At 72.8% G+C, this 16,504-nt stretch carries 10 protein-coding genes; 7 read left to right on the top strand and 3 right to left on the bottom strand.

Features of this window, described 5'->3' with window-relative positions; all coding sequences use genetic code 11:
* Positions 1 to 106: 106 nt before the first annotated feature.
* Complete coding sequence (locus OHT52_RS10105) at positions 107 to 1,603, bottom strand: sulfatase-like hydrolase/transferase (protein WP_328719798.1); 1,497 nt, start codon at positions 1,601 to 1,603, stop codon at positions 107 to 109.
* Positions 1,604 to 2,105: 502 nt separating this feature from the next.
* On the opposite strand from OHT52_RS10105, the gene OHT52_RS10100 reads away from it, so the two are divergent.
* The 6 genes from OHT52_RS10100 to OHT52_RS10075 all read left to right on the top strand — a co-directional run bounded on the left by OHT52_RS10100 (position 2,106) and on the right by OHT52_RS10075 (position 10,827).
* Positions 2,106 to 3,440, top strand: coding sequence for an ABC transporter substrate-binding protein (locus OHT52_RS10100; RefSeq protein ID WP_328719797.1), 1,335 nt, complete (start codon positions 2,106 to 2,108; stop codon positions 3,438 to 3,440).
* Positions 3,437 to 4,492, top strand: coding sequence for a carbohydrate ABC transporter permease (locus OHT52_RS10095; protein ID WP_328719796.1), 1,056 nt, complete (start codon positions 3,437 to 3,439; stop codon positions 4,490 to 4,492). Before OHT52_RS10100 ends, OHT52_RS10095 begins: the two co-directional genes overlap by 4 nt.
* A 136-nt stretch (positions 4,493 to 4,628) precedes the next feature.
* Positions 4,629 to 5,510, top strand: coding sequence for a carbohydrate ABC transporter permease (locus OHT52_RS10090; protein WP_328719795.1), 882 nt, complete (start codon positions 4,629 to 4,631; stop codon positions 5,508 to 5,510).
* 17 nt (positions 5,511 to 5,527) lie between these two features.
* The gene (locus OHT52_RS10085) at positions 5,528 to 6,682 is read left to right on the top strand and encodes a LacI family DNA-binding transcriptional regulator (protein ID WP_328719794.1); all 1,155 of its coding nucleotides are present in this window, start codon (positions 5,528 to 5,530) and stop codon (positions 6,680 to 6,682) included.
* Positions 6,683 to 6,770: 88 nt separating this feature from the next.
* Positions 6,771 to 7,799, top strand: coding sequence for a Gfo/Idh/MocA family protein (locus OHT52_RS10080; protein WP_328719793.1), 1,029 nt, complete (start codon positions 6,771 to 6,773; stop codon positions 7,797 to 7,799).
* Between the two features lie 124 nt (positions 7,800 to 7,923).
* The gene (locus OHT52_RS10075) at positions 7,924 to 10,827 is read left to right on the top strand and encodes a polysaccharide lyase family 8 super-sandwich domain-containing protein (RefSeq protein ID WP_328719792.1); all 2,904 of its coding nucleotides are present in this window, start codon (positions 7,924 to 7,926) and stop codon (positions 10,825 to 10,827) included.
* An 85-nt stretch (positions 10,828 to 10,912) separates the two neighbouring features.
* Here the strand turns inward: OHT52_RS10075 and OHT52_RS10070 are convergent, their stop codons facing one another.
* The gene (locus OHT52_RS10070; RefSeq protein ID WP_328719791.1) at positions 10,913 to 12,256 is read right to left on the bottom strand and encodes a HEAT repeat domain-containing protein; all 1,344 of its coding nucleotides are present in this window, start codon (positions 12,254 to 12,256) and stop codon (positions 10,913 to 10,915) included.
* 370 nt (positions 12,257 to 12,626) lie between these two features.
* Between OHT52_RS10070 and OHT52_RS10065 the strand changes: the two genes are divergently transcribed.
* Complete coding sequence (locus tag OHT52_RS10065) at positions 12,627 to 15,236, top strand: glycoside hydrolase family 9 protein (RefSeq protein ID WP_328723683.1); 2,610 nt, start codon at positions 12,627 to 12,629, stop codon at positions 15,234 to 15,236.
* 57 nt (positions 15,237 to 15,293) lie between these two features.
* On the opposite strand, the gene rocD is transcribed toward OHT52_RS10065, so the two are convergent.
* Entirely contained in the window at positions 15,294 to 16,502 is a 1,209-nt protein-coding gene (gene rocD / locus OHT52_RS10060) for an ornithine--oxo-acid transaminase (RefSeq protein ID WP_328719790.1), read from the bottom strand.
* Positions 16,503 to 16,504 lie beyond the last annotated feature (2 nt).

Raw genomic sequence — 16,504 nt, 5'->3', positions numbered from 1 at the left:
AATCCGGGAGGCAGGTTGACAGGGGTGCGATCGGCCCGCGCGAGCCGTCCGCGCGGCCTCCGCGCGGACGGCTGCGGCCGGACTCGCCGGAACCGTCACCGCTGCCTCAGGAGGCCCTGCCCGGGGCCGGTTCGAAGGCCGTCGGCAGTGAGCCGGGGGAGACCGGAGTCCGCTGGCCGGAGCCGGTGACGGGCAGGCGGGCGCCGTCCTGGGCAGGGTCCACGTACCGCGCGAACCAGGCGTCCAGACGGGCGGCGAGGGCGACGCGCTCGGCGGCGCGGGACGGGTCGCCGACGAGGTTGCGCTCCTCGCCCGGATCGGCGGTCAGGTCGTAGAACTCGTGCGGTCCGTGCGGGTAGCGGTGGACGTACTTGCGGTCCCGGGTGCGGATCATGCGCACCGGGCCGTACTCGTCGTAGACCACGACCCGCTCGCGGTCGGCGTCGCCCGCGCGGACCGGTCCGGCGGCTGCGCCGGTGATCGCCCCGGTGGCCGCTTCGTCGGCCGGGGCGCCGTCCGTGCCCGCCAGGATGTCCGCGAAGGAGCGGCCCGGGAGGGCGGGGTCATGGTCGTGGTCGATGCCGAGGTGTTCCACGAGCGTCGGCAGTACGTCGTACTGGGACAGCAGCGCCTCGCTGTGCCGGCCGGCCGGGATGCGGCCGGGTTGTGACATCAGGCAGGGGACGAGCACCGAACTGTCGTACATGTTCTGCGGGAAGGTGCCGTTGCCCTTGCCCCAGATGCCGTGGTGCCCGGCGTTGAAGCCGTTGTCACTGGTGAAGATCACCAGGGTCGATCCGGTGAGGCCGAGCGCGTCGAGCCGGGCGAGCACCCGGCCGATGGCGGCGTCCATGGCCGTCGTGGCGGCGAAGTAGCCGATGAGGGCCTCGCGGGTGTCGCTCTCACCGCCGACCGGGGCGCCGTTCTCGTCCAGCGGCTGCCAGGGGTGCGCGGGGCCCTGCGGGCAGCTGTCGAACGCGCAGTCCTCGTACAACGCCGTGTATTCAGGCGGGTGTTGGCCCTTCCAGGGCTTGTGCGGGGCGGTGAAGTGCAGGGAGAGGTGGAAGGGCTCCGGGCGGCCGGACTCGGCGGTGAGGAACTCCTGGGCGTCGTCGGCGAGCGCGTCGGTGAGGTAGGACGGCTCCTCGGTGCGGACGCCGTCGCGGTAGAGCGGGGCGCCGTAGTACGGGCCGCCGCCGCTCTCGTGCGCGTACCAGTGCACGAAGCCCTTGCGCGGGCGGTCGTTGGCGCCCAGGTGCCACTTGCCGCTGAGGCCGAGGCGGTAACCGGCGTCGGCGAAGACATCCGTGAAGAGGGTCCGGCCGGACAGGAAGTCGATGCCCGTCCGTCCGGCGTGATGGTACGAGAGCCAGTCGTGCACCCCGTGCTGGGACGGCAGTTCACCGGTGAAGAGCGAGGCGCGGGCCGGCGAGCAGACCGGCGAGGTGCAGAAGAAGCGGCTGAAACGGACCCCGCGGTCCGCCAGCGCGTCCAGATGCGGGGTGTGGATCTCGTCGTTGCCCGCGCAGCCCATGGCCCACGGCCCTTGGTCGTCCGAGAGGATCAACAGGACGTTGGGGCGGAGCGGGTCGCGGCTGGCCATGGGAAGTCCTCCTCGGGTGAGCCGAACGGGGGTCGAGCGGGGGTCGCGCGGGCGGCGGGGGCGAGCGGGCGGTACCGGAGCCGAGCGGGCGGTACCGGAGATCGGGCGCCCGGCACCGGAGCCGGGCCACCGGTACGGAAGCCGGCGGGGCGGCACCGAAGTCGGGCCGCCGGTACCCGAGTCGAGCGGGCGGCGGTGGCGCCCCGGGCGCCTCGGCGGGTTCGCCGGGCTGTGCAGAGCGTGGGCTCTGGTGGCCGGATAAGTCAACTGTTTCAACGATATGAATTGCTGATGTCTTGCGATTGAGTTCGACTCCTGGTTCCCCTCCCGTCGCACGCGATCACCTGGTGTTAGGCCCTTCCTCGCGGGAAAGATGCCTCGGCCTCGGAGAATTCATAGGGGATTCATGCGCTCAAGAAGCGATTGACCGCTCTATGAATGGCTGGAAATCATTGGGCCACTTCGCCAGCCCCGCCTCAGACCCCCGTTTCCGAGGAGAGCCATGCCTTCCGACCGATCCGCGAGCCTCTCGCGCCGCACCGTTCTCGCCGTCGCCCTGGCGGCGACCCTCGGCCTCACGGCATCCGCCTGTTCGTCCGGCGCCTCCTCGGCGGGCGGGGGCGGCGACTCGTTCACCTACTGGTCCATGTGGAAGCAGAACGAACCGCAGGCCAAGGTGGTTCAGGCGGCGATCGACGCGTTCACCGAGGACACCGGCATCAAGGTCAGCGTCCAGTGGAAGGGGCGACAGGTCGTCCAGCAGCTGGCGCCGACTCTGAACACCTCCAACGTTCCCGCCGACCTGGTCGACTCGTCGGACCGCTTCGCCTACGCACAACTCCAGGCAACCGGGCAGGCGCTCGACCTCACCTCCGTACTCGACCAGGAGATCCCGGGGGAGAGCGGCAACACCGTCGGCAGCGTCGTACCGGCCTCCTACCGCGATCTGAACACGGACGAGGGCACCCTCTGGCAGATCCCCTACGAGGTGCTGACCACCCAGGTCTGGTACGACGGCAAGGCCCTGCCCGACGTGGCCGCCGAGCCGCCGGCCACCTGGGACGAGTTCACCGCGCTGCTGGCGGACCGGAAGAAGGCCCGGGGCGACGGCCCGCTCGCCCTGGACTCCGACATCGCGGACTACTCCGCCTACTGGACGTACTACGCCGTTCTGCGCGCACTCGGCCCGGGCGCCTTCGGAAAGGCCGCCGCCGACCCGACCGGAAAGGCTTTCGAGGCACCGGAGTTCGTCGCCGCGCTCAAGAGGGTCCAGGACCTGGTCAAGGCCGACGACTTCACCGGTGGGTACGACGGCTCCAAGTGGCCCGCCGTGCAGCAGAAGTGGGCCAAGGGCAAGTCCGACTTCCTGCTGCTGGGTACCTTCGCGCCCAGCGAGACCGCCGAGTTCGCCTCGCCCGGCTTCAGCTACCGCTCGTTCCCCGTGCCGGCCGTGAACACGGACGGCGGGAAGCAGGCGCAGGACATCTCGCTCATCGGCTTCTCCATCCCGAAGAAGGCGAAGAACACCGACGCCGCGAGCAAGTTCATCGCCTACTTCCTCGCCAAGAAGCAGCTCTCCGGCATCTCCACCGAGGCCAAGAACATCACCCCGCGCGCGGACATCCCCGCCCCGGCCGAACTCGCCGACGCGCAGAAGGCTCTGGCCTCCGGTACGCCCGTGAAGACGCTCGACGGCGTGAAGGAGACCGCCGCCGAGTGGTACACCAAGGTCTTCCAGCCGCTCAACACCAGCTTCATCACCGGCAAGTCGAGCGCCGAGTCCTTCGCGGGGAAGCTCAAGTCCGGCACCGCGGACTACTGGAAGAACGCCTCGTGACGCCCGCCGGGACGACGGCCACCGCGACGACGGACACCGGGACTGCGTCCACCGACACCGAGGGCCGCGGCGCGACGTCCGACGGCGGGACCTCGACCGGGGCGGCGGCGCCCGCCGCCACCGGCAAGGGGCGCCCCGGGAAGAAGCCGTCCGAAGCCCGCCCCAGCCCGCTCGCCGTCCGGCGCCGCAAGCTGTTCTGGCCCCTCCTCGCGCCGGCCGTCCTCGTCTACGTGGTGTTCTTCGCCGGCCCGTCGCTCTACACGGTGTGGCTCAGCTTCAACAAGTGGGGCGGCGCCGGCCCCATGAGCTTCGTCGGCATCGACAACTACCGCCGTCTGTTCGACGATCCGACCTTCCAGCAGTCCTTCGCCAACACCCTGTGGATCATTCTGGGCGTCGGCGGACTGACCTTCCTGGTCTCCTTCGGGCTGACGATGGTGCTGCGGGACATGAAGGGCCGCAAGGCCGCCCGCTCCATCCTCTTCTTCCCCAACATCGTGCCCAGCGTGGTCCTGTCGATCCTCTGGGGCTTCCTCTTCCAGCACGACGGGCTCGCCGACGCGCTCGTGGGCGCGCTGGGCATGGAGCACCCGCCGAACTGGCTCGGCCAGAGCAATATCTTCCGGGTCATCATGGTCGGCCTGGTCTGGACGTCCACCGGCTTCTACACCACCATCCTGATGGCCGCGGTGGACCAGATCCCGCCGGAGCTGTACGAGGACTGCGAGCTGGCCGGAGCCAACGCGCTGCAGAAGTTCCGCCATGTGACCCTGCCCCTGATGTGGGAGGTCGTCGGCGTCTGCGCGGTGCTGTGGACCATCAGCGCCGTCAAGGTCTTCGAGTTCATCTACGCCTTCGCCGGCGCGGCCGGACAGATGCCGGACGCCGGGGTGTGGAACACCGCGCTCTACACCTACGGGGAGGCCTTCGCCTCCGGTGGCGTACCCCGCTACGGCTCCGCCGCGGCGAGCGCCGTCGTGATGGTCACCCTGGTCGGCGTACTCGTCGTCCTGATCCGCCGCGTCATGCGGCGCGACACCGTGCAGTTCTGACCGCGCGGTCCACCCCCGACCGGATCGCGCCCGGGGGCTCCCGTCCACCGCGGCGCGGCCCGGCGCCCGAACCGTCCCGCTCACCCGGGACACCCCGATGATCCCGCGTACCCCAGACCACAGGAGGCCCGCCGCCATGGCCGTCACCACGTCCGGTCGTCCCCCCGGCCGCCTCGCCCGCACGAGGAGCCGGCTCACCACCACCCAGGTACTCGGCGTCCCGCTGGTCTGGATCGTCGCAGGCTTCAACATCCTCACCGGGCTGTGGCTGCTGCTCTCCTCGCTGAAGAGCGCCGACGAGATCTTCAGCTCGCCGTGGCACCTGCCGGGCGCCCTGCACTGGGACAACTACTCGCGGGCCTGGAGCGAGGGGAACTTCGGGGTGGCGGCCGTCAACACGGTCGTCGTGGTCGGCGGCACCGCCGTGATCACCCTCGTGTTCGCCGCGCCCGCCGCGTACGTCCTCAGCCGGGTCACCACCCGGTTCAACGGCGGCTTCGTCCTCTTCTTCGCCCTCGGCCTCGGCATCCCGGCACAGGTCGTGATGCTGCCGCTCTTCGTGGTCATGAACAAACTGCTGCTCGTGGACAGCCTGTTCGGCCTGATCGTGGTCTACGTCGCGACCTCGCTGCCCTTCGCCGTCTTCTTCCTCACCGGCTTCTTCTCGACCCTGCCGGTCGAACTGGAGGAGGCCGCCGCACTGGACGGGGCGTCCGCCTTCCGCACGTTCTGGCAGGTCATGCTCCCGCTGGCGCGTGGCGGCCTGGTCACCGTGCTGATCCTCAACGTGATCCAGCACTGGGGCGAGACCGTGTTCGCCCTCGTCTTCATCCAGAACACCGACCACCAGACACTCTCCCTGGCACTTCTCGGCTTCCTCCAGCAGATGCAGTACAACGGCGCGGACTGGGGCGGCCTGTTCGCCGGCGTGGCCGTGGTCGTCCTCCCGGTCCTCGCCTGCTACGTATGGCTGGGCCGCCGGATCATCGAAGGCATGACCGTCGGCTCCGTCAAGTGACCTCCGAGGGAGACGACATGGACGACAACACGCCCGACGGCATGGACGACAACCCGCCCGCCGACAGGGCCCACGAGACGCCCGGCCGCAGGGCCGTCGCGGAGGGGCCCAAGGACCTCAAGTTCCGGTTGCTCGCCCAAGAGCTGCGGCAGCAGGTGCGCGCCGGAGTCTGGCCGGTCGGCGGACGCCTGCCCACCGAGAAGCAACTCGCCCTCGGCAGCGGCTCGTCGGTCTCCACCGTGCGCCGCGCGGTGGACGAACTGATCGCCGAGGGGCTCGTCGTGCGCAGGCAGGGCTCTGGCACCTTCGTCCTGGCACCCGACGCCCCCCGCACCGCCCGCGCCCTGATCGGCGTACTCGTCCCCGACACCACCTTCTACTACCCGCAGGTCCTCCAGGGCATCGAGGAGGGGCTGTCCGCCGCCGGCGCCCGGCTGCTGCTCACCTGCTCCGGTTACGACCAGGAGCGCGAAGCGAGGGACGTGGCGGATCTCCTCGACGGCGGAGCGGACGGACTGCTGCTCGTCCCCACCTTCAACGGGCCCGAGCACCGCGAGAGTTACCTGGCACGGATCGCCGCTCTGCCGGTCCCGGCCGTCCTGATCGAGCGGCGCGGCACCTCGCTCGGCGACACCAGCGAGTACGTCTGCACCCACCACGAGGCGGGCGCCTACGACGCGGTACGGCACCTCGCCGCACTGGGCCACCGCTCGATCGGGCTCGTCCTGCGCGCACCCGCCCCGACCGCCCCGCCGCTGATCGAGGGGTACCGTCAGGCTGCGGCCGAACTCGGCTGCGCGACAACGGAGTTCGAGGCGACCCGGCAGGAGTGGAGTCCCGCCACCGCCGACCGCGCCCTCGCCGCGCTCCGGGCGGGCGGCGCCACCGCCGCCGTCTGCTTCGGCGACCGGCAGGCCGCACTCCTGGAGGGCGCCGCCCGCCGGGCCGGGCTCACCGTCCCCGACGATCTCGCACTCGTCGCGTACGACGACGAGATCGCCGACCTCGCCGACATCCCGCTCACTGCCGTGGCGCCCCCCAAACACCTGCTGGGCCGCACCGCCGCCGAGACGCTGCTGCGACGGCTCCGCGAACCCGGATCGGCCCGCCACCGCATCCTGCTGCGCCCCAGCATCACCGTCCGCCAGTCCTGCGGCGCCCGGCCCACCTGACCCGCGGCGGCCACCGCCCGGCGGCCACCACCTCCACCACCGCCTTCCCCTCACCCACCCCCTCACCCAAGCAACGGGAGATCACCTCGTGACGGACATACGGCTCGGTCTGATCGGCGCCGGAGCGGTCGGCGTCCTGCACGCGCAGGCCGCCGAGACCGCCTTTGGGGTGCGTGTCACGGCCGTCTGCGACCTCGTGGAAGCGACCGCGCGCGGGGTCGCCGGTCCCCTGGGCGCCGCCGTGTTCACCGACCACCGCGCACTGATCGCCTCGGGCACCGTCGACGCCGTCGTGGTCAACACCCCGCACGCCCTGCACACCGCGATCGTGACCGACAGCGCGGCGGCCGGTCTGCATGTCCTCGTCGAGAAGCCCATGGCCACCAACTCGGCCGAGTGCACGGTCATGGAGCAGGCCTGCGCGGACGCCGGGGTGACGCTCTTCGTGGGGCACATCCAGCACTTCCTGCCCCCGATGGTGGCCGCCCGCGCGGCGCTCGACGCCGACGCCATCGGCGAACTGCTCGCCGTCAGCGACTGGCGCTCCACCGACTACCGGCCGGGCAGCCGTCCCGCCTGGTTCTTCGACCCGGCGGTCTCCGGCGGCGGTGTCTTCGTCAACATCGGTACGCACTGTGTGGACCGGCTCGTCTGGCTGGCCGGCCGCCGGGTCCGCGCGGTCAGCGCCAACGCGGTGCACCGGGCCGGCGCGCTCCCCGGCATCGAGACCGACATGATGGCCCGGCTGGAGCTGGAAGGGGGCCTCGTCGGCCACATCGGCGTCACCAGCACCGGGCTGCCCTCCCGCGACGAGCTGCTCCTGATCGGCGAGCGCGGCGCGATCCGGGTGGCGCGCGGGTCCGGCGCGACCCTGCACACCGAGCACGTGCCCGGCAGCGTCCCCACCGTGCTCGCCGCCGAGTCCTCCCAGGACGTGCCCCGGGCGTTCGCCGCGCAACTGGCCGCGTTCCGCGCGGCGGTACGCGGCGAGAGCGCGCCGGCCGTCACGGCGGACCACGGGCGGCACGTCGTCGAAATCATCGAGGCGGTCTACCGCTCCAGCGCCACCGGCGCACGCGTCGAAACCCCGGTGCCGGCCGGCGCCTCCGCCGCCTGACCCGTCCACACCCGAGTCCGTACCACCAGAACCACCAGCACCGTGAGCGCCACCGGCATCACCGGCACTGGCACGGAACGCACCACCGCACATGTCGAAGCTCCGCCCCCCCGAGGAGGATTCAGTGCACGAGACCACCGCCGCACCGTTCGGCCGCCGCGGCTTCATGTCCGCGCTCGCGCTGGCCCTGGCCGGCGCCGCGGGCGGCCTCCAGCTGCTGCCCGGCGCCACCCCGGCAGCGGCCGAAGGCGACGCCTTCGACGTCCTGCGCGAGACCTGGGCCGCCCTGCTGACCGGCGGTGACATCGATGCCACCGACGCCGACTACGCCCCCGCGCTGACCGTCCTGTCCACCGGCGCGACCGACCTGTGGAACACCATGGCGCCGGACGCCGCGGGCAACTCCCTCTGGCCCGGCAAACCGCTCACCGTCCCCGCCAACATCACCGCCGGATACAAGGCGCTCGCCTCGCTCGCCACCGCCTACGCCACCGAGGGCGCCACCGCCACCGACGGCAGCGGGCGCGCCCTGTACGGCTCCGCCGAGCTCGGCGCCGGCATCGTGGCCGGGCTCGACTTCCTGCACGCCCAGGCGTACAACGCCACCGCCGTGGAGGTCGGCAACTGGTGGGAGTGGGAGATCGGCTGCCCCGTCGCCCTCAACAACGCGGCCGTCCTCGTCCACCCCCTGCTCACCGAGGCCCAGCTCGCCGACTGGGCGGCTGCGATCGACCACTTCGTGCCCGACCCCACCCAGAACCGGTACGGCGCCGACCGCACCACCTCCACCGGCGCCAACCGCGTCGACCTGTGCCAGGTCGTCGCCCTGCGGGGGGTCCTCGGCCGCAGCGACGAACGCGTCGCCGCAGCCGTCGCGGGCCTCTCCGACGTGTTCCCGTACGTCACCTTTGACGACGGGCTCTACGCAGACGGCTCCTTCGTCCAGCACTCGTACATCCCCTACACCGGCACGTACGGCATGGTGCTGCTGCGCGGGCTCACCAACCTCTTCCAGCTGCTGCGCGGCTCCCGGCACGAGGTCACCGACCCCGCCGCCGCGCACATCCACACCTCGGTCGACACCGCGTTCGCCCCGTGGATCTGGAACGGCCTCTGCATGGACGCGGTCCGGGGCCGGGCCGTCAGCCGCGCCGCCGAGACCGACTTCTACGACGGCAACCTCACCGCCCAAGCCGTACTGCGCGCCGCGCTCTCCGCCCCCACCACCGAGCAGGCCACCCGCTTCAAGGGCCTGGCGAAGGGCTGGATCACCCGGGGCGAGGCGTACGCCCCCTACAGCGCCACCGCCGGTATCGCGGGGGTCGCCCTCGCCGCCCCGGTCCTGGCCGACCGCCGGCTGAAAGCCCTCCCCGAACCCGTCGGGCACCTCCAGTTCCCGAACATGGACCGGGCCGTCCACCGGGGCGAGGGCTGGGCGCTCGCGCTGTCCCTCTCCTCCGCGCGCATCGCCCGCTACGAGTCGATGAACGGCGAGAACCTGCACGGCTGGCACACCGGCGACGGCATGGCCTACCTCTACCTCACCGGCGATCCGGGCCACTTCACCGACGACTTCTGGCCCACCGCCGACCCGAAGCGGATGCCCGGCACCACCACGGACACCACCCCCCTCGCCGACGCGGCGGGTACGGGAACCCGCCCCGCCGCCACCTGGGCGGGCGGCGCGAGCCTCGACGGTACGTACGGCAGCCTCGGGCTCGACTTCCGCGCCCACGGCTCGACCCTCACCGCGAAGAAGTCGTGGTTCTGCCTGGACGACTCCGTCGTCTGCCTCGGCGCGGGCATCACCGGCGGCAGCGGCGCCGAGGTCGTGACCACCGTCGAGCACCGCAACCTCGGCGCCCCGGGCGCCCGCACCGCCCCGAGGCTGACCGTCGACGGCACCGCCCGGCCGTCCACCGCAGGCTGGGCCGACACCCTCGACGCCACCGGCTGGGCGCACCTCGCGGGGGTCGGCGGCTACCTCTTCCCCGGCGGCGCCACCGTCCGGGCCTCCCGCACCGACCGCACCGGCTCCTGGCACGACATCAACACCGGCGGCACCACCACCGCCTCCACCCGGCGCTACCTCACCCTCGGCCTCTCCCACGGCACCGCCCCGGCGAACGACACGTACGCCTACGTCCTGCTGCCGGGCGCCACCGCCTCCCGCACGGCGGCCCGCGCCGCCGAGCCCACCGTGGAGATCCTGGCCAACACCCCGGTCGTCCAGGCGATCCGGGAGAACTGCTCCGGAGTCGTCGCCGCCAACTTCTTCGCGGCCGGCACGGCGGCGGGCATCACGGTCAGCGCCCCCTGCTCGGTGATCCTGCGCCGCACCCGGACCGCCTTGACGGTGGCGGTCTCCGACCCCACGCACACCGCGTCCTCGGTCACCGTGCGGCTCGTCCACACCGGCACGGCCGTGGGCGCCGACCCCCGGATCACCGTCGACACGGCCTCCCCGACCCTCGCCTTCACCGTGAACACCGCGGGCGCCGCCGGAGCCACCGCCGAGGCCGTCTTCACGGTCACCGGTGCCGCCCTCGCCCCCGTCGCGGACGGCTACGTCCGGGACGGCGCCTACGCCGACACCTCCTACGCCACCGCCACCACCCTCGTGGTGAAGAACGCCACCGGCGGCGGCTTCGACCGGCAGTCCTACCTGGCCTTCGACACCTCGGCGCTCACCGGCCGGATCTCCTCCGCCACCCTCTCCGTCCATGGATTCGTCTCCGACTCCGGCGGCACCGACGCCGTCGTCACCGCGTACGGGGTCGCCGACACCGCCTGGACCGAATCCGCCCTCACCTGGAACACCCGCCCCGCCCTCGGCACCGCCCGCGCGGACGCCCCGGCCTCCGCCGTACCGTCCTGGCTCACCTTCGACGTCACCGCCCAGGTCGCGGCGGCCGTCCCCGGTCGGGTCTCCCTCGCCCTGGCCCAGGCCGCACCCGGCCTCGCCGTCGTCCTCAACTCCCGTGAGAACAAGGCGTACCCGCCGGTGCTGACCGTGACGCTGGGGTGACCCGGACACCCGACCTGAAGCGCGTTGCGAAAGCAGCGCCGTCCGTCCGGACGCCGCCGGACAGGCGGGACTTCCGCAACACGCTTCAGACGGGGTGGGCGCCCGCGGGCACGCCGTGGGCGACCCCGTACGGGGTCAGGGCGACCACGCCACCACCGCGCATGACGGTCTCGGGGCCGATGGTGAGCGGGCTGGCTCCGAACGACTCGGCGATCCCGGGCGCGAGGTCGAACGCGGCCCACTTCCACTCGTCCGCGTCGTCGTCGGACTCCAGCGCCGGGTCCCACTCCGGGCGGAGGCCGAGTTCCGCCCGCCGCGCCCGCTCGAACGGCAGAGGATCGCCGAGGGTCAGCAGATGGTCCTCGCCGTCGCCGGTCTCGCAGTAACGCCGGATCACCGTGCCCCGTTCGGCGGCGAGCCATCCCGAGCCGTCGTGCTGGGCGCCGTAGTAGTACGCCTGGGCGCTTCCGTAGCGCGTGCTGAGCAGCGTGCAGAGCCTCAGGACGTCCTCCGCGCGCTCCGCGCCGCAGGGGTCGCACCACGCGCCCAGCACGAAGGTCCACCCGTCGAGTTCGGGGGTGACGAAGACCCGGGCGAAACCGGACGGGTCGTCCGGTCCGGCCTCGTGGCCGTCGGCGTCCACGATGTCGTTGCCGAGCGCGAAGGTCACCGGTCTCGGAGCGACGAGGCCCAGCGTGCCGATGATCCCCGCCTGGTCCCCGCTCGGCACCGCGATCCAGTGGTTCCAGCAGGCCCAGGACGCGGTGGGCCGCTCGTCCAGGGCCTTCACACGGACGAGCCGCTCGACCGCCGCCACGTCGCGCTCGGACAGCGCGCTCTCGCCGCCGAGTCGGGCGAGCACGGACAAGGCCCCGGCGCGCTGCCTCCCCGGGCCGTCCCGCCGGATCCGCCGGAGGAGCGGTACGAGAATCTCCGCGGCCTCCGTGCCGCCCGCCATCAAGGTGTCCCGCGCCTGCCGGGCGACCTCGCGATCGGTGTCGCCGAGCAGGGGAAGCAGCGGGAGAAGGGCCGTGCGGCCCTCGCCCGCGCAGAGCCCGATCCCGCGTACCGACTGGCGGCGGACGAGGGGTGACGGGTGGGACAGAGCGCCGGCGTAGCGGTCGGCGACCCCGATGCCCAGCCGGACGAAGGCGTGACCGGCTTCGTCGCGGGCCTTCTCCGTGGGCGCGTCGAGGAGTCCGCGCACCAGACGGTCGAACGCCGGCTCCCCGATACGCCGGAGTACGGGAGCCGCCTCCCGCCAGGTCAGGGGCGACGAGGGGTCCGTCAGTGCGCGCACGAGGGTCTGCGCCGCCGCGGCCCCGCCCCGGGACAGCTCCTCCGACGCGGGCCCGCGCCGCTCCGGGCGCGCCAGATCCCGGACCAGGTCCCCGAGCGGTTCCGGGTCCCCGGGCGGTCGCACCTTCACGAAGCTCCTCCGTCCGGCCGCCGGCCCGGCGGGAAGGGCCGGACGTGGTCCGCCCGCACCGTCCGCCATCATCGCGCGGGGGTGTGACAAAGCGACGCCCGCGGGCTGTCCGCGCGGGGCGACCCGCTCGCCGGAGGGGGCGGACGCGCGCCGCGGCCGACAGTTGGTTATGTCATGACCCTGGCGGAACGATGCGCCCGGCTCCAGAATGGGCCCCGACTGTGGGAGCGCTCCCACCTTTGGATCGCTCCCCCCATCCGCACCCCGCCGACGCACGACGAAAGGTGTCCCGGTGAACGCCCCGCCCCCACGCCTCCGTACCTCGCGCCCCCGCCCGTCGCACCGCCGCAGCGCCCGGTCCCTCGCGCGGCTGTCCGGTGCGACGGCCGCCGCCCTGCTGGCCGCGGTGCTCGCCGCACCCGGCGCCGCCGCGGCCGACGAACCCGCACCCGCCGAAGGCGCCGAGCAGATCACCAACGGTGACTTCTCCGCCGGTACCGCGCCCTGGTGGTGGACGGCGAACACCTCCGGGACGGTCGTCGACGGACGCCTCTGCGCCGACGTCCCGGCCGGCACGGCCAACGCCTGGGACGTCATCGTCGGCCAGAACGACGTGCCGCTCGTGGCCGGGGAGACGTACCTCCTCAGCTACACCGCGAGCTCCACCGTGCCGCTGACCGTGCAGACCCGCGTCCAGGAGGCCGTCGAGCCCTGGACCACCGAACTCGCCACCGCCGACCCGGTCGGCGCCGAACCGGTCACGGTCACCCACACGTTCACCGCCACCGCCGACCGGCCGGGCGCACAGGTCGCCCTCCAGATCGGCGGCGGCGAACGGGCCACCACCTTCTGCTTCGACGACGTCTCGCTGCGCGGAGGCGCCGAACCGCCCGTGTACGTCCCCGACACCGGCTCCCCGGTCCGCGTCAACCAGGTCGGCTACCTCCCGTACGGCACCAAGGCCGGCACCGTGGTGACGGACGCCGACGCGCCGCTGACCTGGACGGTGAAGGCCGCCGGCGGAACCACCGCGGCCACCGGCACGACCGTCCCCGGCGGCGAGGACCCGACCTCCCACCAGCGCGTCCACACCTTCGACTTCAGCGCCCTCACCGCCGTCGGCGACGGCTACACCGTGGACGTCGACGGCCAGGTCAGCGAGCCGTTCTCGGTGCGCGCCGACCTCTACGACGGCCTGCGCTCCGACGCGTTGGCGTACTTCTACCACAACCGCAGTGGCATCCCGATCGAGGCGGACCTCGTCGGCGAGGAGTACGCGCGCCCCGCCGGACACGCCGGTACGTCCCCCAACCAGGGCGACACCGACGTGCCCTGCGTCCCCGGTGTCTGCGACTACCGCCTCGACGTCCAGGGCGGCTGGTACGACGCGGGCGACCACGGCAAGTACGTGGTCAACGGCGGTATCGCGGTGGCTCAGTTGATGGACACGTACGAGCGGACCCTGACCGCCGCCGACGCCGAAGGCGCCCAACTCGCCGACGGCTCCCTGCGCGTCCCGGAACGCGGCAACGACGTGCCCGACATCCTCGACGAGGCCCGCTGGGAGCTGGACTTCCTGCTCCGCATGCAGGTACCGGCCGGTGAACCGCTCGCGGGCATGGTCCACCACAAGGTGCACGACGCCGCCTGGACCGGCATCCCCACCCTCCCGGACCAGGACCCCCAACCCCGCCGGCTGCACGCCCCGTCGACCGCCGCGACCCTCAACCTCGCCGCGACCGGCGCCCAGTGCGCACGCCTCTTCGCCCCGTACGACCAGGAGTTCGCCGACCGCTGCCTGCGGGCGGCCACCACCGCCTGGAAGGCCGCCTCCGCGCACCCCGCCGTGTACGCCGACCCGGCGGACGGCACCGGCGGCGGGACGTACAGCGATGGCGACGTGACGGACGAGTTCTACTGGGCCGCCGCCGAACTCTTCACCACCACCGGCGACTCCGCCTACCGCACCGCCCTGCTCACCTCCCCGCTGCACGGCGACGCCGACAAGATCTTCAGCGCCGGGGGCGGCATCTCCTGGGGCTCCACCGCCGGACTCGGCGTGCTCACCCTCGCCACCGTCCCCAACGACCTCACCGCCACCCAACTCGCCGGTGTCCGCTCGGTGGTGACCGCCGGGGCCGACCGCTACGCCGCGCAGTCGGCGGCCGAGCTCTACGGACTGCCCTACTCCCCACCCGGCGAGGACTACGCCTGGGGCTCCAACAGCCAGGTCCTCAACAACATGGTCGTGCTCGCCGTCGCCCACGACCTCACCGGCGAGCCCGCCTACCAGAACGCCATCCTGCGCGGCGCGGACTACCTCCTCGGCCGCAACCCGATGGGCCGGTCGTACGTCACCGGGTACGGCGAGCGGTACTCCGAGAACCAGCACCACCGCTTCTGGGCCCACCAGAGCAACCCCGACCTGCCCCACCCGCCGCCCGGCACGGTGGCAGGCGGACCCAACCTGACGGCCGTCGCCGCCGGTGACCCGGTGGCCGCCGAGAAGCTCGGCGGCTGCGCCCCGGCCATGTGCTACCTCGACGACAACGGCTCCTGGGCCACCAACGAGGTCACCATTAACTGGAACGCGCCGCTCGCCTACATCGCCTCCTACCTGGACGACGCGGGCGACGGCCGCACGGCGGCCGACCGCGCCGACCGGGTCTGCCAGGTGTCCTACGCGTCGCACGCCTGGACCGGCGGCTCCACCGTCACCGTGCGGGTCCGCAACACCGGCGCCGCCCCGCTCCCCGCCTGGCAGTTGAGCTGGCTCTTCCCCGGCGGGCAGCGGATCGGCCAGACCTGGAGCGCGGACCTCGTCCAGAGCGGCCGTACGGTCACGGCCAAGCCCTTGGACTGGAACCGCGCCCTCGCCCCGGGCGCGACCGCCGACTTCGGGTTCAACACCACCACCGCGAAGTCCTGGGCCGACCCGGCCGTCTTCAAGCTCGGCGGACACGCCTGCTCCACCGCGTAGCCGCTCCGAGGCGTCCGGCCCCGGGTGGAACCACCGGGGCCGGACACCCCCGCCGGGCTACTTCTCGCCCAGCACCGCGCGGAGCCGGTCGAGCCCCCAGTCGAGGTCCTCCCGCTCGATCACCAGCGGGGGCGCGATCCGGATGGTGGAGCCGTGGGTGTCCTTCACCAGGACACCGCGCTCCATCAGCCGCTCCGAGATCTCCCGCCCGGTGCCCAGCGCCGGGGCGACGTCGACCCCGGCCCACAGCCCCCGGCCGCGCACCGCCTCCACCGCGCCGCCGCCCACCAGCCGGCCCAGCTCGCGGTGGAGATGGGCGCCCAGCTCCGCCGCCCGCTCCTGGTACTCGCCGGTGCGCAGCATCGCGATCACCTCCAGCGCGACCGCGCAGGCCAGCGGGTTGCCTCCGAACGTGGAGCCGTGCTCGCCCGGCCGGAACACCCCCAGCACCGCCGCCGAGGACACCACCGCCGACACCGGTACCACCCCGCCGCCGAGCGCCTTGCCCAGGACGTACATGTCCGGCACCACGCCCTCGTGCTCGCAGGCGAAGGTCCGCCCGGTGCGGCCCAGGCCCGACTGGATCTCGTCCGCGACGAAGAGCACGTTCCGCTCCCGGGTCAGCTCGCGGACCCCGGCGAGATAGCCCTCCGGCGGCACCAGCACCCCGGCCTCGCCCTGGATCGGCTCCAGCAGCACCGCGACCGTGTTGTCCGTCATCGCCTCGCGCATCGCGGTGAGGTCGCCGTACGGCACGATCGCGAACCCGGGGGTGTAGGGCCCGTAGTCCGCGCGCGCCTCCGGGTCCGTGGAGAAGCTGACGATCGTGGTGGTGCGGCCGTGGAAGTTGTCCGCCGCCACGATGATCTTGGCCATGCCGTCCGGGACGCCCTTGACGGTGTACCCCCACTTGCGCACGGTCTTCACGGCGGTCTCCACCGCCTCCGCGCCGGTGTTCATCGGCAGCACCATCTCCATGCCGCACAACTCGGCGAGCTCCGCGCAGAACGCGGCGAACCGATCGTGGTGGAACGCCCGTGAGGTGAGCGTCACCCGGTCCAGCTGTGCCTTCGCCGCGTCGATCAGCCTGGGGTTGCGGTGGCCGAAGTTGAGCGCCGAGTACCCGGCCAGCAGGTCGAGGTAGCGGCGCCCCTCCACGTCGGTCATCCAGGCCCCGTCCGCCGTCGCGACGACGACGGGCAGCGGGTGGTAGTTGTGCGCGCTGTGGGCCTCGGTGGAGGCGAGGGCGTTCTCCGTGGTCGACACGG

It is taken from the genome of Streptomyces sp. NBC_00247, assembly GCF_036188265.1.
Lineage (GTDB): Bacteria > Actinomycetota > Actinomycetes > Streptomycetales > Streptomycetaceae > Streptomyces.
This window is presented reverse-complemented; position numbering and strand designations above follow the sequence as displayed.